The sequence below is a fragment of the Emergencia sp. JLR.KK010 genome, from assembly GCF_037018265.1.
GTDB classification, from domain to species: domain Bacteria; phylum Bacillota; class Clostridia; order Peptostreptococcales; family Anaerovoracaceae; genus Senimuribacter; species Senimuribacter intestinalis.
In genome coordinates this window covers 2,353,577-2,379,130 of the sequence record NZ_CP143550.1, presented here as the reverse complement: position 1 = coordinate 2,379,130, position 25,554 = coordinate 2,353,577, and the positions used below count along the sequence as shown (strand labels likewise).

The 25,554-nt window shown below is 43.3% G+C and carries 13 protein-coding genes, 4 tRNA genes and 3 rRNA genes; 16 read left to right on the top strand and 4 right to left on the bottom strand.

Annotated features, from left to right (window positions below):
• Positions 1-379 precede the first annotated feature (379 nt).
• From V1225_RS11400 to V1225_RS11380, 5 genes are all read left to right on the top strand, one after another.
• On the top strand, positions 380-883 hold the full coding sequence (locus tag V1225_RS11400; RefSeq protein ID WP_160202788.1) for a hypothetical protein: 504 nt from the start codon (positions 380-382) through the stop codon (positions 881-883).
• 31 nt (positions 884-914) lie between these two features.
• Positions 915-1,427, top strand: a complete 513-nt coding sequence (locus V1225_RS11395; RefSeq protein ID WP_338546497.1) for a hypothetical protein — start codon at positions 915-917, stop codon at positions 1,425-1,427.
• Between the two features lie 32 nt (positions 1,428-1,459).
• A complete protein-coding gene (locus V1225_RS11390; protein ID WP_160202790.1) occupies positions 1,460-1,933 on the top strand; it encodes a hypothetical protein in 474 nt (157 codons plus the stop codon).
• Positions 1,934-1,988: 55 nt separating this feature from the next.
• Positions 1,989-4,550, top strand: coding sequence for a BspA family leucine-rich repeat surface protein (locus tag V1225_RS11385; RefSeq protein WP_338546494.1), 2,562 nt, complete (start codon positions 1,989-1,991; stop codon positions 4,548-4,550).
• A gap of 633 nt (positions 4,551-5,183) precedes the next feature.
• Complete coding sequence (locus tag V1225_RS11380; protein WP_160203272.1) at positions 5,184-5,873, top strand: phosphoribosylaminoimidazolesuccinocarboxamide synthase; 690 nt, start codon at positions 5,184-5,186, stop codon at positions 5,871-5,873.
• Positions 5,874-5,943: 70 nt separating this feature from the next.
• On the opposite strand, the gene ychF is transcribed toward V1225_RS11380, so the two are convergent.
• Positions 5,944-7,038 carry a redox-regulated ATPase YchF gene (gene ychF, locus V1225_RS11375; RefSeq protein ID WP_160203273.1) on the bottom strand — a complete coding sequence of 365 codons (1,095 nt, stop codon included), beginning with the start codon at positions 7,036-7,038 and terminating at the stop codon, positions 5,944-5,946.
• Between the two features lie 3 nt (positions 7,039-7,041).
• A complete protein-coding gene (gene lgt / locus V1225_RS11370) occupies positions 7,042-7,788 on the bottom strand; it encodes a prolipoprotein diacylglyceryl transferase (protein WP_160203274.1) in 747 nt (248 codons plus the stop codon).
• Between the two features lie 115 nt (positions 7,789-7,903).
• Here lgt and sfsA point away from each other — a divergent pair, with 115 nt between their 5' ends.
• The 9 genes from sfsA (at position 7,904) to V1225_RS11325 (ending at position 15,726) form a co-directional block, all read left to right on the top strand.
• Positions 7,904-8,605: a DNA/RNA nuclease SfsA gene (sfsA, locus tag V1225_RS11365; RefSeq protein WP_251617062.1), complete on the top strand. Its 702-nt coding sequence runs from the start codon at positions 7,904-7,906 to the stop codon at positions 8,603-8,605.
• Between the two features lie 17 nt (positions 8,606-8,622).
• On the top strand, positions 8,623-9,855 hold the full coding sequence (locus V1225_RS11360) for an amidohydrolase family protein (protein WP_160203276.1): 1,233 nt from the start codon (positions 8,623-8,625) through the stop codon (positions 9,853-9,855).
• Positions 9,856-10,294: 439 nt separating this feature from the next.
• A 16S ribosomal RNA gene (locus tag V1225_RS11355) occupies positions 10,295-11,810 on the top strand.
• 35 nt (positions 11,811-11,845) lie between these two features.
• A tRNA-Ile gene (locus tag V1225_RS11350) sits at positions 11,846-11,922 on the top strand.
• 311 nt (positions 11,923-12,233) lie between these two features.
• Positions 12,234-15,124 (top strand): 23S ribosomal RNA (locus V1225_RS11345).
• A 190-nt stretch (positions 15,125-15,314) separates the two neighbouring features.
• Positions 15,315-15,431: ribosomal RNA gene (gene rrf / locus V1225_RS11340) — 5S ribosomal RNA — on the top strand.
• Together the 16S, 23S and 5S rRNA genes with 4 tRNA genes alongside form the textbook arrangement of a ribosomal RNA operon.
• 7 nt (positions 15,432-15,438) lie before the next feature.
• Positions 15,439-15,513: transfer RNA gene (locus V1225_RS11335), tRNA-Glu, on the top strand.
• A 47-nt stretch (positions 15,514-15,560) separates the two neighbouring features.
• Positions 15,561-15,635: transfer RNA gene (locus V1225_RS11330), tRNA-Gly, on the top strand.
• 8 nt (positions 15,636-15,643) lie between these two features.
• Positions 15,644-15,726: transfer RNA gene (locus V1225_RS11325), tRNA-Leu, on the top strand.
• A gap of 471 nt (positions 15,727-16,197) precedes the next feature.
• Here V1225_RS11325 and V1225_RS11320 read toward each other — a convergent pair.
• Positions 16,198-16,719, bottom strand: coding sequence for a hypothetical protein (locus V1225_RS11320; protein ID WP_251630513.1), 522 nt, complete (start codon positions 16,717-16,719; stop codon positions 16,198-16,200).
• A gap of 261 nt (positions 16,720-16,980) precedes the next feature.
• Here V1225_RS11320 and V1225_RS11315 point away from each other — a divergent pair, with 261 nt between their 5' ends.
• Together V1225_RS11315 and V1225_RS11310 are read left to right on the top strand one after the other, a co-directional pair.
• Entirely contained in the window at positions 16,981-17,766 is a 786-nt protein-coding gene (locus tag V1225_RS11315) for a hypothetical protein (protein WP_338546492.1), read from the top strand.
• A gap of 329 nt (positions 17,767-18,095) precedes the next feature.
• Positions 18,096-24,239, top strand: coding sequence for a SpaA isopeptide-forming pilin-related protein (locus tag V1225_RS11310; RefSeq protein WP_338546490.1), 6,144 nt, complete (start codon positions 18,096-18,098; stop codon positions 24,237-24,239).
• Between the two features lie 119 nt (positions 24,240-24,358).
• On the opposite strand, the gene V1225_RS11305 is transcribed toward V1225_RS11310, so the two are convergent.
• On the bottom strand, positions 24,359-25,468 hold the full coding sequence (locus V1225_RS11305; RefSeq protein ID WP_338546489.1) for a hypothetical protein: 1,110 nt from the start codon (positions 25,466-25,468) through the stop codon (positions 24,359-24,361).
• Positions 25,469-25,554 lie beyond the last annotated feature (86 nt).

The following is a 25,554-nucleotide window of genomic DNA, read 5'->3' as shown; positions in this document are numbered from 1 at the left end:
GAATGATAATGGTGGCTATATCACATCCACCATAGTAAAAGCAACAATCTATGTGAAAGAAACTTCGTCATATAATTTGGAGTATAAGTTGGCATTTATGGCCAGGACAAAGCATTAAGAAACTGGAATAGCTAATCAAAGAGAATGGGAGATTACAGCTCGGTTCGTACTATATGAGTAATGCGGATGAATGGCTTGCTGAGTGCATTAACATCCTCATTAAAGAACCAGAAAGACTAGAGAAAAAGGCGTCAACGACATATCTGTTTCTAATGGAAAACGTTTTTGGCAATACTGAAAGTCCATTACGTGTCGCTTAATCTGGCACGAAAAAATATATTTAACCATTAAAATTTAAAAAACGAAAGGAAAAACAAAAATGAAAAAGAAAATGATCACTGCGCTTTGCGCACTAACGTTAACTCTCGGAACCGCTGTTAACTGCTTTGCAGTCGAAACTAATCCGCAGACAACACAGGCTTACATCAATGTACCTGCTACAGCAATCGATTTTAGTGTAACTGAGGAAATCATCTTCACTGGTACTGCAGATTCCGCTGATTTAGTTGCAAATGACCTGGAAGTCATCAACAATAGCAAAATTGGTGTGCTGACAGCAAGCATTGAAGTAACTGGCGATAATGGATGGACTGTAGTTGCAGATTCCACTGACTTTACAAGATTGGGAGCTAATGCGAAAAAGATTAGCATTATGGTCGCTGGAGACCACGATATGTCCACTAGCGCATACACTGGTGCAGGAAATATTGACCCAACTGAAAAAGTTACAGTAGCTTTATCAGGCAAGACTGGTAGAGTAACTACTGCACAGGAAAAGACTAAGGTTGCTAACTTCGTTACAACCGTTTCTGTAGTGAAATAATCGTAAGTAAAAGCACAAGGAGGTACATGAAATGAAAAAGAGGATTTTATCTATTCTATGTGTGCTGCTTATGATGGTTAGCACTTCTGTCGCTGCCTTTGCTGATGAAAGCAATGTGGTAGCATATATGACTGTGCCGGCAACGGCAATCGATGTATCAGTGACAGAATCCATTGATATGACTGGCTCTGCAAATTCTGTTGATTTGATTGTTGATAAAGTAACTATCACCAATAACGGTACAGCTGGAGTTATTAACATTGACAAGGTTACTGCTACTGCTGCAACCGGATGGTCTTTTGTTGACGCAACTACCAACTTTAAGTTATTAAATGCAAATGCGAAGAAGTTGTCGCTGACTTCGACATTGGGCAGTTCCACCTGGGATATTATCAAGACCTGTCCGACCTTTGCAAAGGTTGAAAGTAGTGTTGCAGCTGGAGCATCAAAAAATATTACCTTTACAGGAAAAACCGGCGTTGTAACAACAGCTGTAAACCATGAACAGGCAGCTAGTATCGTGGTTACCTTAAGTCTGATATAATTCAGTATTACTTAGACAGATAGGAGGACGTAATGGAAACTAAAAATGAAAAAAACAAGAAGCAAAAAATACTGATTATCATTTTACTGATTGCAGTTGCTTTCATGGGAGCAGGACTGTTTTATGTCCTAAACTCGAACAGGCTTGAAACCAGCAAAACAGCTGTTATCGTGCATACTGATGAAAAACTAAGCGATACAAGCGGCGGGCAGGTGAGAATTCGCATCAATTCTGCGGTGCAGATTTATGAGGATACCATGCAGGATCTTGCTTTTGCAAATCTCAATGAAGGAAGGCAGCTACAATGTAGAATTAAAGTAGGGGATTCCTACGTATATGATTCCGGACTTGTTAAATCCGGAGATGCAATACAGGCGGATATTGTAGATACATCCACCCTTAAACAAGGGAAGAATCAAGCAATTGCTGAAATTTACAATTACGACATGGATAATGAGTTGATTGGTCAGACTAACACGATTATCGACCTTTATCTGAACGACTAATGAGCAGGACGTCCCCATTGAGACGTTCTTTTTTAAAGAAATGAGGGAGGAAGATGTGAAAAAGAGATCTAAGCGATGGTTGTCAATATTACTAATAATGGCTATGCTTTTGACTATGGCGGTCCCGGTTTTTGCAGAAGAACCGGATAGTTCTATTGAGCAAATTCCGATTGATGAAGTGCGAGAAGCTGATATAGAAGGTGTAGATGCTTCTAGTTTGGAGGATTCTGAGATTCAGAATTCTCAACAAGTTTCTATAGAGAAGCTGAAAAAGGCAGTTGCGAAAGTTGTGGTAGTTGATGGAACAAGGACTGTTTTATATGAAGATGGTACTCTCATTCTAAATGAACTTGATTCAGATCAAGAGAACAACGAAGCAAAGCATGGTGCGGCCAGCAAGGAATTTCCAGCTTGGGATGGGACAGAAAACGACTATGCCTTTGGAGATACCGGGGTTCCATGGTTTAATTCAAGATATAATATAAAACGTGTTGAAATAGGCAGTAAAATTTCGCCAACAGATACTTCAAAATGGTTCTTTAACTGCACCAATGCTTCTTCAGCAGAACTTTCAAATCTGGATATGTCAAACGTAACCTCTACTGACGGAATGTTCTATAGCTTTGGAAGTCAGACTTTGAGCGTAACAATTTCCGGGCTTGAAACTTGGGATATGTCAAATGTGAAAAACATGCATGGTACATTCCAGTGGGTAGGACAAAACGCTGGTAACATAGCCATTTTAGGAATGGAAGACTGGAATGTTTCAAATGTTACAGATATGTCAGAGATGTTTGATTCAATCGGATATCGTGCTGAATCTATTATGATTTCGGGTTTGGATGGATGGGATACAAGAAATGTTACAACGACACAGAAAATGTTCTATATGCTTGGATATGAAGCTGAAGCTGTTACGATTTCCGGTTTAGAAAACTTAAATCTTGAAAATGTTAAAACCGCAGTAAGTATGTTTGAAAGTTGCGCAAGTGCAGACAAATGCGAATTTGCTCTTGATGTATCAAAGTGGAATGTATCCAAAATCGAAAATATGAATAATATGTTTTCTTGTTTTAGAATGTCAGCAAGCAAAGTCACATTTTTAGGCTTTGATAAGTGGAAAATCAATAATCATGCAAATCTGTCCGGTATGTTTCAGATGATGGGAATGTCCGGAACTTCTCCAACTATCTCTGAATATAACATTGGTATTTTAACTGTTCCGGGTGGATGTATTGTCGATAGTATGTTTTATGCAGCGGATAATGTAAAAGGCACTCTAATAATTAATGGCATGCCTATTTCTGAATATGGAGGAGATATTAACCTTGCATGGGGTACAAATAGAACAGGAGGGGCCTTATATCTTGCACCGACTAACACAGCAACATTGACCTGGGCACAGGAAACTGTTGACAAGTATGGTCTTTCTGGCGACCAGACACAGGGCCATATATATTTAAACGACAATCAAGTTGTCGGTCGAACAGTTCTTTACGCAGATGGTACCTTAATCATCAATGAGCTTTTAAAAGACCAAGGTGCTAATGAAGCTACACATGGCGCAATAAAAAAGGAATATCCAGCATGGGATGGTGCAAAAAATGATTACAACATAAACGGCAATGGCGTACCATGGAGCTGGCTCGATGATATAACATCTGTAGAAGTTGGAAGCAAAATTTCGCCTGTAAACACTTCGCGCTGGTTTTTCGGAATGCATGCATCTTCAATTAATGTATCGCTTCTGGATATGTCTAATGTAATTGCTACAGTTGAAATGTTTGGAGAAACTACTGTAGAAGAAATTGCAGGATTGGGAAATTGGGATATGTCAAACGTAAAGGACGCACATAACATGTTTGGTTGGCTTTGCATGGGTGCAACAACCCCAATAGAACTGATCGGAATTGAAAACTGGAAGTTTTCGAGTGGAGCAAATTTAAAGGGAATGTTTATGAGCAGTGGCGCGGTGAAATTTCAAAGCATCATCATACCAGAGGGGTGTGACATCAGTGCCATGTTTGACAACGTGGAGGAAATTTATGGTGATGTTGTCATAAACGGAATCCAGACCTGCAATGAAACAGAATGGACTGGATTTGCCAGAAATACAAACCCGGAAAAGGGTGCACTCTATCTTGTGCCAGACGATATGGGATATAGCCAAGCGGAAGATATAGAGGGTAAGTATGGTATCAATGGTAGCGTTACGCAGGGTCATGTTTATCTACGTAAAATGCTTGATTTTACTGTGACGGAATCTATCGACATGACTGCTTCCATGGGTTCCACAGATTTGGACATCACTGACCTGAACGTAAATAATCTTGGATCAAAAACAATTACTGTCAGCAGCGTGCAGGTGGACGATGTGGTAAATGGGTGGATGCTTACGGCGAACACCACAGACTTTGCTGCACTTGCAAAGGACAGCAAGAAGTTTTCGTTTGCAATAGGCGAATTTGACTTGTCGAAAGGACCATATACTGCAGGTGGCAACATCTCGGCTGATAAGCAAAAGGTATTTAAGTTGACTGGTAAAACTGGCGTTGTCAGCACAGCAATTAAAAGGCAGCATATAGCAAATTTGATTGTAACCGTAGCTGCGGTGTAAGGAGGGGAGACGATGCCAAGAAGTAAGCTATTTCATCATATCGGAAGCCCTAATTCTTTCTACAAAATATTTAAAACTGTAACAGTGGATAATGGGAGTGAGTTTCAGAATTAGGAAGTGATTGAAAAGATACTTCATCGTGCGAGAAAACGGTGGAAACTATTTTATTTCCATCCATAGTTCATGGGAATGAAAATGCTAATCATTTAGTCCGTCGCCATATACCAAAAGGAACCAGCAAGGAGGTGATGAAAATACTTGGTTGTGTGGAAGGATCCACATAGCACTTGTAGTATTTTTTGAAGTTTATATTTCAGCAGTAGTATAAAGATATTAGAACCCTCTTTTTTGTCGTGCAAAGAAAACATGAGACATAAAGTAAATAAAGATATGTGCGTCGTGTAGAAAATAAAGAATACGATTTTATCGGAAATCGTGCACTATGTCATTCTATATTTTATCAAAAAATATTATTTGATAAAATGTCAAAATACACTTTGAAAAAAAAGCAGAAGACTGTAGGAAATAATTTTTTCTTGTCATTAGAGTCAGTTGGTTGTATAATATTTTTGTTATTTTTTACGGATATTACCGTGATTGGTACATGATAGAAACGCAATTGGAGGAAAACAAATGGAAAAGATTTATCAGGGAAAAACAAAAGACGTGTTTGCACTGGACAACGGAAATGTGCTCTTGAAGTTTAAGGATGACTGCACCGGAAAAGACGGTGTTTTTGACCCAGGCGAAAACAGCGTAGGTCTGACCATTGAAGGAATTGGCAGAGCTAATCTAAAGACTTCTATCAGATACTTTGAGCTGATTAATGCTGCAGGCATTAAGACTCACTATGTAAGTGCTGATGTTGAAAATGCAACGATGGAAGTTCTGCGCGCAACCCCTTTCGGACAGGGTCTTGAAGTTATTTGTAGACTGAGAGCAACTGGTAGCTTTATTCGCAGATATGGCAATTACATTGAAGACGGCGCGGTTTTCGAAAACGGATATGTTGAAACTACTTTCAAAGATGACGCAAAGGGTGACCCTCTGGTAACAAGCGAAGGTTTGGAAGTCCTTGGAGTAATGAACCGAGAAATGTTTGAACAGATGAAAGAGCAGACTTTGAAAATAACCAAAATCGTTGCTGATGACCTAGCAACTATGGGTCTGGAACTGTGGGACATCAAATTTGAATTTGGCTACAACAATGACGAAGTAATCCTCATTGACGAAATTGCTAGCGGCAACATGAGAGTTTACAAAGACGGGAAAATCGTTGACCCGATTGATTTGACAGATATTATTTTAAGTCACACAAAATAATAGAATAACAAAATCTTAAAGCCCTGCCGGAAAGGCAGGGCTTTTGCGTACATATATTGTTTGCTTGTCTTTATACATTGAACAGGAAGGTAATGATATCGCCGTCCTTGACAACATACTCTTTGCCTTCAGAGCGAAGGAGTCCTTTTTCCTTAGCTGTATTCATGTTGCCGCCGCATTCAATGAATTTGTCGTAGGCAATGGTTTCTGCACGGATAAAGCCGCGCTCAAAGTCGGTGTGGATTTTTCCAGCAGCTTGCGGCGCTTTGGTGCCTCTGCGAATAGTCCATGCACGGCATTCGTCTTCGCCGGCAGTTAGGAAAGAAATTAGATTCAGCAGACTGTAGGAGGCCTTAATCAGCTTATCAAGACCGGATTCGCAGATTCCAAGCTCTTCTAGGAACATGACTTTCTCATCTTCCTCAAGTTCAGAAATTTCCTGCTCAATTTCAGCGCAGATGACAACGACTTGTGCATCTTCGGTTGCAGCAAACTGACGAACTGATTCAACATATGTATTGTCAGCGCTGTCGGCAGCGTCATCTTCGGAGACATTAGCTACATAGATAATTGGTTTGTAGGAAAGCAGGTCCAAGGTTTTGATAAATTCGGCTTCCTCTTCGGTTAAATCCATGGCTCTTGCAGACTTACCCTCTGCTAGAAAATCATTGACTTTTTTTAGAATATCCAGCTCTTTTTGCAGAGACTTATCGCCTTTGAGATTTTTTGTAGTTCTGGTGATTCTTCTTTCCAGCACTTCCATATCGGAAAGAATTAGTTCTGTATTAATGGTTTCGATATCGGAAAGCGGATCAATTTTTCCGTCAACGTGGACGATATTGTCATTTTCAAAACATCTGACAACGTGTACGATGGCAGCCACTTCACGAATATGTCCAAGGAACTTGTTTCCAAGACCTTCTCCTTTGGAGGCACCTTTTACAAGACCTGCGATATCGCAAAATTCTATAGTCGTGTAAACGGTTTTTTTGGAATTGTAAATCTCGTGGAGTTTGGTGATTCTTTCATCAGGAACGGTTACCACGCCGACATTGGGCTCGATGGTGCAAAACGGATAGTTTGCAGCCTCTGCGCCGGCTTTGGTAATCGCATTAAACAGTGTACTTTTGCCTACATTGGGAAGACCAACGATTCCTAGTTTCATAATTTATATACTCCTTTTTTCTTTTTTCATTTGTATGACATATGCAGTCAGACAGATTACGAAGACACAGAAACTCAAGACCTGTGCTTGCTTTAACGGGCCAATCATAAGGCTATCGGTTCTTAGTTGTTCCACAAATCCCCGTTCCAGGGAATAAAGCATGCCGTATAAAAAGGCAATTTGTCCCGGAAAACTTCTGCGCTTATCCAGCCAAATTAAAAATGCAAATAGCACAAAGCACCAGATGGATTCGTAGAGGAAGGTGGGGTGCACATATTGACCGTCTACTGAAATTGCCCAAGGTAAATCAGTAGGACCGCCGTGGGCTTCCGAGTTAAAAAAGTTCCCCCATCTACCGATGGACTGGGCCAATGCAACGGCAGGAAATACTAAATCAGCCAGCTCAAGAAGGTTAATTTTGTAGTGATGTGCGACAAAATATCCCGTAATGATTCCAGCGATGATTCCACCGTGAATGGCAAGCCCGCCGCTTCGAATATCCAGAGTTTTTCCGATATCACCGGCATAGTTCTCCCAGCTGAAAATCACATAGTAGACCCTGGCGCCAATGATGGACATAGGAATAAGCCAAATAGCAAAGTCCAAGATGTGTTCACTTTCTATTCCATGTTTCGGCGCTCTCTTATAGCTGATTAGGATTGCCAGAAAAAAACCAAGACCTATGAGTAGACCGTACCATCTGACATCAAGTCCGAATAGCGAAAAAGCAATCGGATTAGGTGCTTGCATAAAATCTCTCCTTTATATAAATATAATTTTGTGTGCAGGATTTCTGAGTCGACAAAAGCGTCCTCTTGAAAACTGACCCTTTTATTATACTGAAAAATTTGCTAAAATACAATGTATGAAATACGAAAATATGTGTAAAGGTAATTTTATTGCAAGACCCAATCGGTTTATTGCCGAAGTTTCTCTTGGAGGAGAGACTGTGCGTGCCCATGTTAAAAATACGGGACGGTGCAGAGAACTCCTTGTTCCTGGAGCGACGGTTTACCTGGAAGACTTTGCAGGACGCATGGGGAGCCGTAAAATGCGATACTCTCTAATTGGTGTAGAAAAAGGAAATGTTTTAATCAACATGGATTCCCAGGCGCCTAATAAAGTTTGCGAAGAGGCATTAACGTCGGGAACTCTTAAGCTTCCGGAGATGAAAAATCTTCAAGTTGTAAAACGAGAAAAAACATTCGGAGATTCTCGCTTCGACTTTTATTTAGAAGGAGAAAATGGAAAAAAAGGCTGGCTTGAAATAAAAGGTGTAACTTTGGAGGAAAAAGGAATCGCCAGATTTCCTGATGCACCGACAGAACGCGGGATAAAACATATCTATGAGCTTTGCAAAGGAGTAGAGCAAGGATATTGCGGTTATGTGCTATTTGTCATACAGATGTCAGGTGTGAACGGCTTTGAACCCAACGACAGGACGCACCCGGAATTCGGGCAGGCCCTTCGATATGCAATGGAAAAGGGTGTGCATATCCTTGCCTATGACTGCGAAGTGAAAATGGATAGTCTGGCACTGAAGGATGAAATAAATGTAAATCTTTAAGTAGGGAGGTGAATTTTATGTTTTTATTAAAAAACTGCAGATTGATTCCTGAACTAACCGAAGGTTTTACAGGAAGAATGGCGGATATCATCGTTGATCATGAGAAAATTACCGACATTTGTGAGGCGGGAAGCGTGCAGGATTTTGAAGGAGAAATCATTGACGCTGCGGGCTGCACCGTATTGCCGGGATTTTTCGATCTCCACTGTCACGTGTATCTATTTGAACTGGGAAAAATTGCGGAGATGGATAGCAAAGAAGAGTCGTATACCTTTGTCGATTCCTATAATTTTGCCAGAGAATATTTGAGACAGGGATATACGACTTTGCGAGACGCAGGATGTGCATATAATGTTACGGTGAAGCTGATGAAACTCAGGGATGCAGGGCTTATCGACAATGTGCCGGATATTATATCTTCCGGCAGAGCTTTAACGCCGACCAATCCAAGTAATGATGAATACACACTTCTATATGAAGTGGCTGACGGACCGGCGGAGGTGATGAAAGCTGCAAGAAAACAGTTTGAAGCAGGCAACGACATTATCAAATACATGGTGACAGGCTGCTATCTTGACGAGAGCGGCATACCTGGCATTTCCATTGCCACAGAAGAGGAACTTCGTGCGGCGGTTCAAATCGCAAAGATGAGAGGTTCTTACGTGATGGGGCACGCACACGGGGCTGAGGGTATAAAGACAGCTATACGAGCGGGGCTTTACACCATCGAACACGGGAGCTTTATCGATGATGAGGCGATAGAGATGTTAAAAAATCGAGACGACTGCTTTCTAGTGCCGACCGGTAGTATTGGTCTTGCTTGCATGACCGAAGAAGGGCAGGCGGGTTTATCAGATAGTATTGCGGAAAAGGCGATTAAATATGAGAAGCAGGAAAAAGAATGCATTAACAAAGCCTATGCAGCTGGACTCAAGATGGGCTTTGGATCTGACATCGATTATGCTACTTTTAAGAATATGGCCGGACTGGAATTTATTGCGCGCAGAGAATGGTATGATTTTAAGCCGATGGATATTTTGTTGCAGGCAACGAAATACAGCGCAGAAATTGCTGGTCTTATCGAAGAGAAGGGGACTATTAAAGTTGGTAAGAACGCGGAGCTGGTTATCATCAACGGTAATCCGGATGAAGACATTGATGTAATGCGCAATTTACCGAGATATGTCATCTTCCGTGAAACTGTGATTGACAATACAATCGCTGAAGGATTCAGAAAAAAAGAACAATAGAAAAAAGGGAAAAAGGTACTTGACGGGAGGGGAAAAGGGTGATATATTAAGAAAGCTGTCTTGCAGGGGGAACCCCACAGGCAGACTTGCCACAGAAAACTCCCAGAAAAGGAGAAGAAAAAAGCTCGAAAAAACTTCAAAAAAGAGGTTGACATAAGAGCCAAAGAGTGGTAAGATAAATAAGCTGTCGCAAGGACAGCAGTCCGCTTGAAAGAGCAGACAGAACCTAGACAACTTCATAGTGTAGAAATTTAGTCAAAACAAAATTGAACAATCAGCAAATTGGTAAGACATTACTAGTTTGTGAGAGTTCACGACAATTTCTTAAAAGAAGAACAATAATTCTAAGAAGAATATATTGCAAGAGCGCAAAGCGTTCAGAATCCGAACAAGGATATCTTAAGAAAGATATTTAAGACATTAGTCTTTGATATACCATTTAATTAAGAGTTTGATCCTGGCTCAGGATGAACGCTGGCGGCGTGCCTAACACATGCAAGTCGAGCGAGAAGCTGATGACAGATACTTCGGTTGAAGGAGTCAGTGGAAAGCGGCGGACGGGTGAGTAACGCGTAGGCAACCTGCCCTTAGCACAGGGATAGCCATTGGAAACGATGATTAAAACCTGATAACACCATTTGGTTACATGAGCAGATGGTCAAAGATTTATCGGCAAAGGATGGGCCTGCGTCTGATTAGCTAGTTGGTAAGGTAACGGCTTACCAAGGCGACGATCAGTAGCCGACCTGAGAGGGTGAACGGCCACATTGGAACTGAGACACGGTCCAAACTCCTACGGGAGGCAGCAGTGGGGAATATTGCACAATGGGCGAAAGCCTGATGCAGCAACGCCGCGTGAAGGAAGAAGGCCTTCGGGTCGTAAACTTCTGTCCTTGGGGAAGAAGAACTGACGGTACCCAAGGAGGAAGCCCCGGCTAACTACGTGCCAGCAGCCGCGGTAATACGTAGGGGGCAAGCGTTATCCGGAATTATTGGGCGTAAAGAGTACGTAGGTGGCAACCTAAGCGCAGGGTTTAAGGCAATGGCTCAACCATTGTTCGCCCTGCGAACTGGGATGCTTGAGTGCAGGAGAGGAAAGCGGAATTCCTAGTGTAGCGGTGAAATGCGTAGATATTAGGAGGAACACCAGTGGCGAAGGCGGCTTTCTGGACTGTAACTGACACTGAGGTACGAAAGCGTGGGGAGCAAACAGGATTAGATACCCTGGTAGTCCACGCCGTAAACGATGAGCACTAGGTGTCGGGGTCGCAAGACTTCGGTGCCGTAGTTAACGCATTAAGTGCTCCGCCTGGGGAGTACGCACGCAAGTGTGAAACTCAAAGGAATTGACGGGGACCCGCACAAGCAGCGGAGCATGTGGTTTAATTCGAAGCAACGCGAAGAACCTTACCAGGACTTGACATCCCTCTGACAGACCCTTAATCGGGTTTTTCTACGGACAGAGGAGACAGGTGGTGCATGGTTGTCGTCAGCTCGTGTCGTGAGATGTTGGGTTAAGTCCCGCAACGAGCGCAACCCTTGCCATTAGTTGCCAGCAGTAAGATGGGCACTCTAGTGGGACTGCCGGGGACAACTCGGAGGAAGGTGGGGATGACGTCAAATCATCATGCCCCTTATGTTCTGGGCTACACACGTGCTACAATGGCCGGTACAGAAAGCAGCGAAGTCGTGAGGCGGAGCAAATCTCGAAAACCGGTCCCAGTTCGGACTGCAGGCTGCAACTCGCCTGCACGAAGCCGGAGTTGCTAGTAATCGCGGATCAGAATGCCGCGGTGAATGCGTTCCCGGGTCTTGTACACACCGCCCGTCACACCATGGAAGTTGGGGGTGCCCAAAGCCGGCAAGGAAATATGCTGTCTAAGGCAAAACCAATGACTGGGGTGAAGTCGTAACAAGGTAGCCGTATCGGAAGGTGCGGCTGGATCACCTCCTTTCTAAGGAGACGAGATTTTTACACTATGAACTGTATGGGCTTGTAGCTCAGGTGGTTAGAGCGCACGCCTGATAAGCGTGAGGTCGGAGGTTCGAGTCCTCCCAAGCCCACCAAGGTCGAAAGACCAAAGTACCTTGAAAACTGAATAACAAGAAACAAACACAGAAAAGAGAGAAATCGAGAAAATACACAAAGCATAGCGAAAGCAAGCGAAGGGTAAATTCTATGATTTCAACCGAGAAACCAGAAAAGATTCTTTAACAAAAATCCATGTGCAAGCGCTGTACATGGTACACAAAGAACCGCGAAGTTAGAATTCGGAGATGACGAGGCGCGCGAGTGAGCGAGGAAGGCGCATACATTGGTATGTAACTGAGGAGTGAGCGAGCAGCAACAAAGTCAGAACGGATTAAAACGAGCGAAAGGTCAAGTGAAGAAGAGCATAAGGCGGATGCCTTGGCACTGGGAGCCGACGAAGGACGTGACAAGCTGCGAAAAGCTGCGGGGAGGAGCAAATATCTGCTGATCCGCAGATATCCGAATGAGGGAACTCACCTGTGGTAATGCACAGGTATCCATAACTGAATCAATAGGTTATGAGAAGGAAACGCGGGGAACTGAAACATCTAAGTACCCGTAGGAAGAGAAAGAAACATCGATTTCCTAAGTAGCGGCGAGCGAAAGGGAAAGAGGCCAAACCGATAGCTTGCTATCGGGGTTGCGGACACTCAAGATGTATCCATTGTTGATAGTCGAATATGTTTGGAAAGGCAAACCGAAGAAGGTAAAAGTCCCGTAGACGAAATTGACAAGGAGCAGAGTGGATCCAGAGTAGGACCGGACACGTGAAACCCGGTCTGAAGCCGGGGGGCCCACCCCCCAAGCCTAAATACTACCCAGTGACCGATAGAGAATAGTACCGTGAGGGAAAGGTGAAAAGAACCCCGGGAGGGGAGTGAAAAAGAACCTGAAACCTTATGCTTACAAGCAGAGGGAGCGCAAGTGACCTCGTACTTTTTGTAGAACGGGCCAACGAGTTATGGTATGCAGCGAGGTTAAGGTGTAAAGCACTGGAGCCGAAGTGAAAGCGAGTCTTAATAGGGCGAGAAGTTGCATGCTGTAGACCCGAAACCGGGTGACCTATCCATGAGCAGGTTGAAGTAACTGTAAAAGGTTATGGAGGACCGAACCCATATCTGTTGAAAAAGGTTGGGATGACTTGTGGATAGCGGTGAAATTCCAATCGAACTCGGAGATAGCTGGTTCTCCTCGAAATAGCTTTAGGGCTAGCCTCACAGAAAGATACCCGGAGGTAGAGCACTGAATGTTCTAGGGGCCTTCACCGGTTACCGAAAACTATCAAACTCCGAATGCCGGAATATCATATGTGGGAGTCAGACTATGTGAGATAAGTTTCATAGTCGAAAGGGAAACAGCCCAGACCAACAGCTAAGGTCCCAAAATGTAAGTTAAGTGGAAAAGGATGTGGAGCTGCATAAACAGCTAGGATGTTGGCTTAGAAGCAGCCACTCATTTAAAGAGTGCGTAATAGCTCACTAGTCGAGTGGCTCTGCGCCGAAGATAAACGGGGCTAAAACTTACTACCGAAGCTTTGGATACAGAAATGTATGGTAGAGGAGCATCGTATACTGGGAAGAAGCAAATTCGTAAGGATTTGTGGACTGTATACGAGAGAGAATGTTGGCATGAGTAGCGCAAGGCAGGTGAGAATCCTGCCCGCCGAAAATCTAAGGATTCCTGAGGAAGGTTCGTCCGCTCAGGGTTAGTCGGGACCTAAGCCGAGGGCGAAAGCCGTAGGCGATGGATAACAGGCAGAGATTCCTGTACCACCGGAGGTCGTTTTAAGCGAAGTGGGGACACAGAAGGATAGACTGAGCACGCCGCTGGTAGAGCGTGTCCAAGCGTCGAGGTAGGCAATGTAGGCAAATCCGCATAGTCAATACTGAGGCGTTACGGGGTGGCAAGTAAGCCGGAAGCAGTCGATTTCACGCTGTCAAGAAAAGCCGCTAGCAAGACCCGAGGTGCCCGTACCGCAAACCGACACAGGTAGATGAGGAGAGAATCCTAAGGCGAGCGAGAGAACTATTGTTAAGGAACTCGGCAAAATGACCCCGTAACTTCGGGAGAAGGGGTGCCTGCTTCGGCAGGCCGCAGTGAAAAGGCCCAGGCAACTGTTTACCAAAAACACAGGTCTCTGCAAAAGCGAAAGCTGAAGTATAGGGGCTGACGCCTGCCCGGTGCTGGAAGGTTAAGGGGAAGTGTCATCCGTGAGGAGAAGCACAGAACTTAAGCCCCAGTAAACGGCGGCCGTAACTATAACGGTCCTAAGGTAGCGAAATTCCTTGTCGGGTAAGTTCCGACCCGCACGAAAGGCGTAATGATCTGGGCACTGTCTCAACAATAGACTCGGTGAAATTGTAGTACCGGTAAAGATGCCGGTTACCCGCAGCAGGACGGAAAGACCCCGTGGAGCTTTACTGTAGCTTGATATTGAGTTTCGGCGTTGCATGTACAGGATAGGTGGGAGACAAAGAGATCAGTACGCCAGTATTGGTGGAGTCACCGTTGGGATACCACCCTTGTAACGTTGGGATTCTAACCATGTATCGTAATCCGGTACTGGGACAGTGTCAGGTGGGCAGTTTGACTGGGGCGGTCGCCTCCTAAAGAGTAACGGAGGCGCCCAAAGGTTCCCTCAGCGCGGACGGAAATCGCGCGAAGAGTGCAAAGGCAGAAGGGAGCTTGACTGCAAGACAGACAAGTCGAGCAGGGACGAAAGTCGGGCTTAGTGATCCGGTGGTACCGAGTGGAAGGGCCATCGCTCAACGGATAAAAGCTACCCCGGGGATAACAGGCTGATACCCCCCAAGAGTTCACATCGACGGGGGTGTTTGGCACCTCGATGTCGGCTCGTCTCATCCTGGGGCTGAAGTAGGTCCCAAGGGTTGGGCTGTTCGCCCATTAAAGAGGTACGCGAGCTGGGTTCAGAACGTCGTGAGACAGTTCGGTCCCTATCCGCTGTGGGCGTTGGAGATTTGAGTGGAGCTGTCCTTAGTACGAGAGGACCGGGATGGACATACCTCTGGTGTACCAGTTGTCTTGCCAAAGGCATAGCTGGGTAGCTACGTATGGAAGGGATAAGCGCTGAAAGCATCTAAGTGCGAAGCCCCCCACAAGAAGAGATCTCCTCCTAAAAGGTAAGACCCGTGGGAGACTACCACGTAGATAGGCCTCAGGTGGAAGTGCAGTAATGCATGTAGCTGAGAGGTACTAATCGGTCGAGAACTTGACCAGTGGTTTTACGAAGAGTTTGTTGATTGTTATTCAGATTTGAGGGTATATACCTCAAGAGAAAAGAAGCTGCGAAGAATTTTTCAAGAGCTGACGCGGCGTGCGAAGGAGCGAAGAGGGCACGTACTAGTGTACGTAACTGATGAGCGAAAGAGCAGCAACAAAGTCAGGATTGAAAAAGGCAAGCAGGAAATCCGGTGACAATAGCGGGGAGGATACACCTGTACCCATCTCGAACACAGAAGTTAAGCTCTCAAGCGCCGATGATACTTGGTGGGAAGCTGCCTGGGAAAGTAGGTCGTTGCCGGTTTTAAAATGGCTCCATGGTCAAGCGGTCAAGACACCGCCCTTTCACGGCGGTAACCCGGGTTCGATTCCCGGTGGAGTCACCAAGGGAGAGTATGCCGCTATGTTAGCGGCATTTCACTTTCATCCATATGCGGAAGTGGCTCAGGGGTAGAGCATCGCCTTGCCAAGGCGAGGGTCGCGAGTTCGAATCTCGTCTTCCGCTCCAATATTTATGCGCGATTGGCGGAATTGGCAGACGCACTAGATTTAGGTTCTAGCGGGCGACCGTGGGGGTTCAAGTCCCTCATCGCGCACCAAAAAATTGTTGAAATCCCAACGTTTATGACGTTGGGATTTTCTTGTATGACGGATAAGTAGATTATTATTTGAATTGAACCACCCTATGCCGAGCGGCACGCAGGGTGGTGTGAAAGGGCTACAAGTTAGCCCCTATTCGATATAAGGCATTCAACCACATTACATTGAGAATTTGTCTTTCGCGCTAATTATGTCAGCGAAAAACAAAACTGAGGCTTATTAAAATTGCTTTGCTGATACATATTCGACTTTTTATAATATCAATAGAGGGGATTATCGAATTCTTTTCCATGCGTGATATGTGTTTGAAATTCTATACACTCTAATCTTTTCTTACATTTTAGATACAATGTCCCAGCGTCAATTTGATAAGTATAGCATACTTCCGTATAGTTGAGTTTGGTCTTTTTAATTGTATTTGAGATAAGGTAGAATAGATATCTCATGGTCACTTGCCTAAAGAAAACAACTTACCAGCAACGAGAACAAGGTGAGTATCCCTGACTTTTTGCTTTACTTAATGAAATCGCATGTTTACTATTCCACAAATAGCCGCACCATGAACGATGATACTTATCACCAGAGTCCGTGATATATACTGTTTGACTGTTAGTGTTTGACACCGATTTTTTTGGTGCAGGTTTCTTTACTTTGCCAGAACGCCATTTACTTAGATAACTGTTATCATAGTCGCTATATGATATCGCTCTGACTTTATAATAATAGCGGGTTCCTTTTTTTATGCTGTAATCTCTATACCAGCTTTCATCATTTGAATCGATATATTTGTATTTTCCATCTTTAGAGGTGGAGCGATAGATATCATATTCGTCAGCATGGGGAACGTAAGCCCAGTCAATTTTAATACTGTTTTTTCCAATATCAATATCTTCGATGACAGGACGTGCTAGGCGATACTCTGCGAATCCGGAAATTGTTGAGGAGAGCATCATGACAATTACTAAAGTTACAGATAGTATTTTTTTCTTCATTTATTCTTTCTCCTTATGTTAGTGTAAATAATAAATTCAATTTAATTATAACATACTATAAAAAAATTGGAATTATTTCACATTGATTAATGAGTAATTTTTGAGAAAATAACACTGTGAAATTTTGGTTTTTACAAAAAAGTATCAAAATCCTACAAAAAAGTGTCAAATTTCGACATAGGGGTTGAATATAACCGCAAACATCCATATAATAATCATATTTCTAGGATATTTATATGGATAAAGTTAGGAGAGGTATTTATGGACAAAAAGGAACATTTGCATCTGGTTGAAAAAGGTTATGTACCAGTGCAGAATTATGTCAACGAGAATCTGATGCAGAACTTGCAGGACAATTCTTCGGAAGAGAAAGAGGCGGCAGTGTGTGATTTTTTCTCGAGTCTTAGAACATACGAGAGTGCTTCACAGCGTTTTCACCAACCTGGCGGAGATGGATATTATATTGTACAGAAGTGTTTACAGAAGTATCTGGACTATAAGTTTATTAAAAAAAATAATCATTTTCGTTTTAATGACTTTTCTGATTATGATGAGGATGATAGAGCGGACAAAAATCTATACACTGAACAGGAGCGACAATTTCAGTATATTCCTGTTCAGCGAAAAAAGGAACCCATGATTGGAACACAGGCTGATATTTATTATCTGCTGTTTGAGGCAGAGCAAGAGTCTGTTGCTTCAAGACGGTGTAAGGATTATGTGAAGTCCAACAAACTTCATCTTACGGCGGTGCTGACTAGTTTGATTGAGAGAGTTGTAACGTCGATGGATAATGACGAACGTAAAAAAATCAGGACCTATGGAAATATTTTACGAACCACATATATGGAGATGGAATACGCAGAAATGGAGATGACGGACTTATATCAGATTTTACACTGCAGTAAAAAACAGTACTACACTGCGCGAAACCATGCAATCACATTGGTGTCTGAAACGCTTTTTGGAATTTTAGCAGGAGAAACAGGTTTGGCAGAATTATATATAAACCAAGACGAAATTATTATACCTTCTATTAAAAGGTGAAAAAGTAATTAATTTACAAAAAAGGAACTTGACAGGGAATCACATATGTGGTAGTATGATAACATAAAATAAATGTAATTAAATTGATTTTATTCCTTTTTATGGAAAACGCGTTTTGCTTTAATCGCAATTTTAGACTGTGAAGCTCAAACGGAATGAGGCTTTTGCTATCTGATGGAAGAGCTTTTGCAATAAATGGAACTTGTACTTAAAACTAAACACTACGCAGAGAAGGCATATCGGATGGTATGCCTTCTTTGTGGGACAATTCAACAGATGTCATGCGACATCTGTTTTTATATAGATAAAATTTTTGAGGAGGTTAAAAAATGTTAAAAAAAGCAAGAAATTATCAGGGAAGACGCGGGTTTGCAATCTTTCTGATTCTTGTTCTTTTGTTAAGCTGTGTTCCGAGAGAGAGTTTTGGAGCAGCAAATGGTTGGAAGGTGGGTGATAAAGCGTATTTTAAGAATGGATCGGAGCTAGTTAGTAGTGATGGTAAGCCATATTATAACTATCACACCAGCGGTCATAGATACGCCTATTGTATTGCGCCAATCAATGGAGGAAAGACTATAAGGGGGTATTGCCTAGAGCGAAATATGGACAATCCACATAACGGCAATACCCAGTATTATGCGAAGACCTGGAATACGGCACTGCGAATTAATAATTACAGTGAGGAGGTGCAGTTGGCGATAAAGACGGCTTTGCTCTATGGCAAGCAGCCACAGTCGACTAAGAAGGATTTAAGTGACTTGCTGGGCGAGTACAGTAGCCATGTGGGTGAATGCAATATGGACGATTGGTGGATTGCGACGCAGACAATTATTTGGGAATTTACAGACGGCTATCGGAAGAGTCTTGCAAGCATTCCTGAAAATCTTGGACAGACCAAAAATGGAAAAGTTGTCTTAGGGACAGTGAATCCAAGCGGTGGTGAGGGCTACGATTTCCACTACAGTGTTCTTCGCAGCAGACCCGCCAGACATATCTATTTTGCCATGCTTCGTGCGATGAAAAAGCATAGAGTAATTCCATCTTTTACGGCGAAGGAAAAGGAACGCGCAAAGACCATTTACATGGAGCGGTTGGAAACAAAAGATGGTGGTGTGGTATGGAAAGCGGTAAACTCAGCTTATCGAAAGAAGATGACTGCCGAAGAAAGAGCAGAGGCCAGAACAAAAAGTGATTATTATTTGCTTAAAGACAGCAATTTCTGCCAGCAGACGTTGAAAGTGGTAAAGACGAAAGACGGCGAAGATTCAATTCAGAAAGCATATCGTTTTACAGTGAAGAAAGGTGGGTATGCGCTTACCTATACAGAAAAATCATTGCCCGGCGTGGTGCTGCACGGAAAGAAGAACATTCCTGAATCGGTGACTGATGAACTTTTGGTTTGGCAGAATTCGCCCAGCAATCAGCCGCTACAGACCATTGCTATCGGCGGAGATGATCCAGTAGACTTTTATTTTAAGATGAAGGAAATAGAAGATGATGATGAGAAAGAAGAGGACGAGCTTCCTAACTTACCGGCTTTTACCTTTGATACTGAAAAGCAGGACTATAATCCGGGTTGGGACGAAGATGGCGATGGTATACACACCGGTATGGGAGATGCTGCACTGGATAGTGAGATTTCGCTGTATCTGGACGATGCGCTGATAGACAGCAGGCAGCTGACCGTTTTTGGTTCTACAGAAAATAATCCTTTTGTGTTTACACCTTGGGAGGACGTAAGCGAACTGGATTTTGAGGAAAAGAAGACTCGCAATGAGGATGGTGTTTTGCAGTATACGGACTATTACTGGCGCGGTGAGAAATCGGTCATGACGAGAGAAACTGGGATTCCTGTGGGTAGACATGGAGAAAATGCAACGGGCGGCAATGGCGCGCGTAGCCATGGCGTGATTACCTATTTTGCGCACCGGCGAGATTACGGGAAAATTGAGTATAGAATTACTTATGAGGGTGAAGACGGAAAAGGAGCAGTACTGACAGATTCTGCGGATATCGATTTGGAAAATCCACAACAAATGCGTGATGAAATAGGCAGTTTTGCTTATTCTAACGATGTCTACAGAGGTGATTTGCAGCTGGTAAAGACGAAAGATGACCTGGACCCTTTTACGGATAGAGGAAATGGTGATAATGGAAAAAAAGACTACAGCACCAGTTCAAAATGGACCATTCGATTGGAATCAGAGGGGGCTGAGAACTGTCCTTATGTTAGAGTACTTGATAAAGGCGTGACGCAGGATTCTTATCAGAAATATACCCATACCTATCAGGTAGCAAAAGACGGAAGTGGGGTACCTGCTGATTCAAGCCATCCTCTGACCTTGTCTAAGGACGGGCAGCTTTATGTAAAAGGGCTTCCTTACGGAACCTACGTGGTAGAAGAAATTGCAGCTGACAGTGAAGGCTATGTGCTGGAATCCTTTCGCATTATTATTTCGGAGGATGGGCAAGCTGAGTCAATCGCTGTAAATAATCAGGCGAAAAAGAATAAGATAAAGGTGGTAAAGACCAATCAATTGACCGGTAAAACAGTAAGATGGGACGCAGCACGGACAGCTTTTCAGATTCGATATCTGGGTAATCCTGATTTGTCGGATCCTACAATATCGCCAAACTATGGCAGATGGCTTCCAAATGGAATCGGTTATACTGATGAAAGTCAGAACTATACATTTTATGCCAATGAGAATGGAGAAATTGTACTTCCTTACGAACTGGAATATGGTATTTATGAGCTGCGGGAACTGGTTGTTCCTGAGGGATACTATGTGGGCGCTTTTGATGAAAAAGGAATTGGAACTGTAGCGGATATGGGAAAAGTTGAAATCATCGATCACAGAGGAATGTCAGTGAAGCCGCCTAAATCTTTTCTTGAAACGGTAAAAGTGGCCGATAAGGAGGGAGAGCCAGTCACCAATTTTTCTGGAGACAGTGAAACTACCTATAATTCCTATACTTTTTCTGTGCTGGAACAGTCGCCGCATGAAGACGGAAAGAATTACATCAAGTACTATGCTATTTTGGAGATTGCGAATAATCCAGTTATGGGAAAAATCAGCCTTACAAAAGAGGGAGAACGACTGACCGGCTGGAAAGAGAACGGCGGCCTTTGGCAGGCAGTCTTCGAGAAGGCAGCGCTGAAAGACGCAGTCTTTGAAATCTATGCGGCGGAAGATATCTTGCAGTCAGATGGTGTTGCGCCTGTAAAAGTGTACGACGCTGAAACGGGTCATGAGCTATCCTTTGAAAAGACTTATCGAGACCACGGAGAAGTTGATAATGCAAAGGAAAGGTGGAAGCTTGCGTTGAAGGAGGGCGGTAGTGTTTTGCGAGTCAGCGACAAAGGCACTTTACAGGATTTTGGACGCGCCAACAGGACAGTGACAGAATATCAGGTAAAAACAGCAGATGGAGCGAGCTTTACTGATAGTTTTACTGCACGTGATGAAAAGAAAAAGATGACCTATCGTTATCGAGTCGAGTATAAGATGAATTATGCCAAAGGCGGATTTTGCTATACCGATGTACACCTTTGGAAGGATTCGATTTCGGATGACTATCTGCCGGAAATTCCGATGACAGAGCCGGTATTGAAAAGCGGAAACCAGAGTGTCGGCATTGTGACAATGCATTATGAAGACGGTAATCGAGTGCGCGTCAATGCACTTGAGGGCGAAAAGGGTTTAGATGAAGAAGAAATTACCGGTATTTTTGGTGCATACGGCATAGATGATATCGCCGCAAAACCGGTAAATGCGTATGGCGGAGAGAGCAGTGACAAGAAGTTTGCAGCGGCAGTGGTGCTGCCGGCGGGCTGGAGTCAGGTTGACAGAGATGATGTTTACTTGGCAACCGATGGAAAAGAAAATTACCAAATTCTTGTAAAAGAAGGACTTTTGGAACGATGGATTCCTTGTGATAAGGAGGGGAGATTCTATAAATCCTTCACACAGGAGTACTCTTTTACGTTGGCGCAGCATTATCAAAGTGATAATGGGTTTACTTTAAATTGGGATGAAGAAATCGGTATGAAAACTTTTGCAAATCATCAGATGGAGACTGCTGTAACCGAGATTTTTTGCAGTGAGAAAAACAGTCCTAAAATTGTAACTTCAAAGGGCTGGAGCAGTAAGCGGCAGAAGGATAAAGTGGTACTTACAGCAGCACCCATAGAAATGGCACCGATATATTTTCTGAACTATGACGGAATCAGAACAGAGATGTTTCTTTCCGGAAAGCAGACTCATACAAAGATAACTTTAACAGAATCTCAGGTTTCACAGTTTGAAAGAGTATTACCAGAAATTTCCTATAAAGGGAAAGTGGTACCGTGGTATGAAGGGCTGCGGGATAATAAGCGTTTCTATGAATGTCTCTTTGATGAAAATACTTATGTTAGAGCTAAGAGACATGCGCCAGGGTCAGAAAACAAGAGCGGTTACTATACCATAGAGATGGTTTCAAATGCAGCAGTCGAAGAGGAATGCTTTCATATTACGTATCCCGATACGACTGAGGCCACAGCTTTAACAGGAGAGAATGGCAGTAGCGGGATTTTACGTTTTTCTTCCTGCGACGGCACAATGATTTATCCGGCGGGAAAGCCTGTGGAAGTGATTCGAAGCGGGGAGAATGGAATTGCACAATCGGGGCTGCTGCCGCTAGGAACTTACTGGGTTCGAGAAATTTCTACGACAGAAGGTTTTGTGAATCAGGGGCAGTGGACCCAAATGCAGGTAAATTATGAAAATCAGTATACGCCATTGGTTTGGGACACAGCAACTTATGAGAATGAGGCGGTAACTGTGCAAATTGATTTGGAAAAACTTTTTGAGACCAGCTATCAAAGCGGTACCTATCAAAAGGGAAGCGGCGCTGTTTTTGGTATTTATACAGCGGAACATATGGGTATTGCGCCTGATACCTTAGTCGGAAAGATGGTAGTGACGGACGGTCAAGCGTCGGCAGCGATAAAACTTCCTTTGGGCAAATATTATATTAAAGAAACCTCAGCGCCTGAAGGATATAAAGTAAATCATACCAAGTACTATTTTGACGTGGCAGATATTTTTTCGGCGGACCGATTTCATTTTGACTATCAGCAGATGGGTGTTTCAGGTACGGTTACCCAAAATGGAAAATTGGGAACAGTTATTGACTTTGATACTCTCTACCGCTATGAGTCGGCGGTGGTAAATATTGATGGTAAGGACTATAGACTCGATGAAGATGCAGAGAACGAAACTGTAAAAATCTCTGTACGGGGTGGCAGAACCAATACGCAGGTACATATAAAAAATGGAAAAACTGCGGTGCTCCGTTTGGAAAATGACGCAGTGATGCAGGTAAAAGCAGATGGACTTTGCTATAAGGTGAAACTGGAAGGCCCTATGCCTGTGTATCAGATAGGAGAGGCAAGTGAAAACTTCGACGTTAATGCTGATCAAGGTACGACAACCATTTCTTATATGCCGAAGGTAATTCGGAATAACTGGATTACAGAAGTGACCTGGCTTAGAGAAAATCAGGAGAATTTGCCAAAGCAGCTGGAAGTAACTTCACAGAAAGGAAGTTCCGGCATTTTAGTGACGACCGATGAATCGAAGGATAACGGCGCAGTTTTACTGATTGCACAGGGAAGACTGACAGGCACAATGGTTGATGGAAAACAAGTTGCTCAGGCGCAAGCCCTTACTTTAGAGAAAGAACAGTCGATTCTTTGGAATTTTGCAGACGGCATAACCTTCGCAGCAGAGATGGACCGATTGGGAAATCTTTATTTAAGTGCAAGCGGCGAAGGCAGCAGTGAGCTAAATGAAGAAACGGCTGTTTGCAGAATTACTGCAGACGGGAATGAAAAACTGCCAAAGACTGTTCAGGTAAAAAATGCAAAAGCAAAAACCTACGAACGAAATCACAGTGATACCAAGGTGTTGTCCATCGAGATTACTGGGGTAAAGAATGACCGGCTGCCGGAAAAACCGGAAAAGCCGCAGATTCCAGAAAAGCCGGAAGAACCGAAGTACGGAAGCCTAAGATTGACGAAAGTGGATAGTGAGACGGGAGATGTTCTTGCTGGAGCGGAATTTGCCATCTCAAATGAAGAGGGAGAAATTCTTTATAAAAAAACGACGGCAAGAGATGGTCTTCTAGTGATTGAACAGCTGAAGCCGGGGATTTATTACTATCGGGAAACAAAAGCACCTTCCGGATATCTCCTAGATGAGAGGGAATACGCATTCTGTATCACGGGGGATGGAGAGGCACTGCGTGTTACTGTGAAGAATACTATGAAAAAAAGAACCGATGTGGGTGTAGAATTTCCAGAAGATCCTGTACCAAAGGATGGGAAAAGTCCAAAGACTGGGGATACAAATCGGATTCTGCTTTACATGGCACTGATTCTGGCAGGTGTTAGTGCATTAGTTGTTAGCATTAGAAGATTGAAATAAGCATATTTTTTATTCTTTAATTCAAATTTCCTAAACAATAAAAATTTCCTTTACTTACTATATTTACAAAGCAAAAGAGCCTTTGGGATTCTTTCCCAAAGGCTCTTTTGTGCTGATTCTTACTTGATGGTTGCTGTGATATATTCGCTGTATAGTTTTTGTCCGCAGGATTTTTTGAAAGGTCTAATTCTGATGTACTTGCACTGCGTAGAGGCAGACTTTGCAGTAGAAATCTTGGCGGCAACAGTTTTGCCGGAAGAGACTGTCTTCTTTGCAACAATTTTGCTAAAGCTCTTGGTATCACTGATTTGAATCTCATAACCGGAATTGCGGCTGTCGCCTTTCCATTTCGCAGTGACTGATTTCTTATCAGAAGTGCGGGAGGCCGACAGATTGGTACAGGCGGCAGGAGTGACGCTTACCTTGACCTTATAGATGACAGAACAGTATTTACCGGATTCGGGAACCTTTATGGTGATGGTTGCCGTGCCGGGACCGGTAATTTTAGAAAGGCCTGTCTTTTTATCTACTTTGATGACTTTGTTGGCAGAAGACGAGTAGGAAGCCTGAAAGCCGGATTTTCCGGCGGCATAAAAGTCCGGGGAACTGAGCTTCTTTGTCAATGAGAAGTTGCCGGGAAAGCTAGGCGTCTCCATCTTGGAAAATCGAGGAAAGTAGGACGCAGTGGTTTTCGGTAGGCGATAATATACTAACTTTTCCATGACTTTGTAGCGGCTGGTGCCATAGAGGAATTTAATATAATCCTTTATCTCGTTTTTAAAGTATTTCTCTGTGAGATTGCGATAAGCGGGATTGTCATAAGACGGAATCAGGTCATAATAATAGACGCCGTCAATTGTGATGCGAATGACCTCCACGTTATACGCCTCAATGGAAAGTTTTTTGCCGCTTTTGTCATAGAAACCGTCAAAATACCAACCGGCATTTGGCTTTACGATGATTCCTCGGTCGATTAAAGCGCTGAATTTGTGCCTTACACTGCTGTCAATGCGGCAGCTGTCTCGGTAGGTGTCTTTGCCCTGATAAAAAAATTTTAGGTTATCATCGTAAGTCATGTAAAGACTTCCGCCTTTTGCTGGCTGCAGTGATACCTGGTAGTATACGCTGCTCGCTGCATTTGCATGCACTGTGGTAGATGCAAATACGGTGATACACATGGACATGCAGAGCAGGCATACTGCTGCTAGAGAAAATAGTTTGCTTTTCATAAATATACCTCCTGAAATTTTATTTGGGATATTTACGATAAAGGTGAATGGAGTTTCATTATACACAGAGAGTATGGGGAAAACAA

Excerpts from the sequence above, each read along its gene's own strand:
- V1225_RS11400 (WP_160202788.1), top strand. The coding sequence starts at position 380 with ATGAAAAAGAAAATGATCACTGCGCTTTGCGCACTAACGTTAACTCTC.
- V1225_RS11395 (WP_338546497.1), top strand. The coding sequence starts at position 915 with ATGAAAAAGAGGATTTTATCTATTCTATGTGTGCTGCTTATGATGGTT.
- V1225_RS11390 (WP_160202790.1), top strand. The coding sequence starts at position 1,460 with ATGGAAACTAAAAATGAAAAAAACAAGAAGCAAAAAATACTGATTATC.
- V1225_RS11380 (WP_160203272.1), top strand. The coding sequence starts at position 5,184 with ATGGAAAAGATTTATCAGGGAAAAACAAAAGACGTGTTTGCACTGGAC.
- ychF (WP_160203273.1), bottom strand. The coding sequence starts at position 7,038 with ATGAAACTAGGAATCGTTGGTCTTCCCAATGTAGGCAAAAGTACACTG.
- lgt (WP_160203274.1), bottom strand. The coding sequence starts at position 7,788 with ATGCAAGCACCTAATCCGATTGCTTTTTCGCTATTCGGACTTGATGTC.
- sfsA (WP_251617062.1), top strand. The coding sequence starts at position 7,904 with ATGAAATACGAAAATATGTGTAAAGGTAATTTTATTGCAAGACCCAAT.
- V1225_RS11360 (WP_160203276.1), top strand. The coding sequence starts at position 8,623 with ATGTTTTTATTAAAAAACTGCAGATTGATTCCTGAACTAACCGAAGGT.
- V1225_RS11320 (WP_251630513.1), bottom strand. The coding sequence starts at position 16,719 with ATGAAGAAAAAAATACTATCTGTAACTTTAGTAATTGTCATGATGCTC.
- V1225_RS11315 (WP_338546492.1), top strand. The coding sequence starts at position 16,981 with ATGGACAAAAAGGAACATTTGCATCTGGTTGAAAAAGGTTATGTACCA.
- V1225_RS11310 (WP_338546490.1), top strand. The coding sequence starts at position 18,096 with ATGTTAAAAAAAGCAAGAAATTATCAGGGAAGACGCGGGTTTGCAATC.
- V1225_RS11305 (WP_338546489.1), bottom strand. The coding sequence starts at position 25,468 with ATGAAAAGCAAACTATTTTCTCTAGCAGCAGTATGCCTGCTCTGCATG.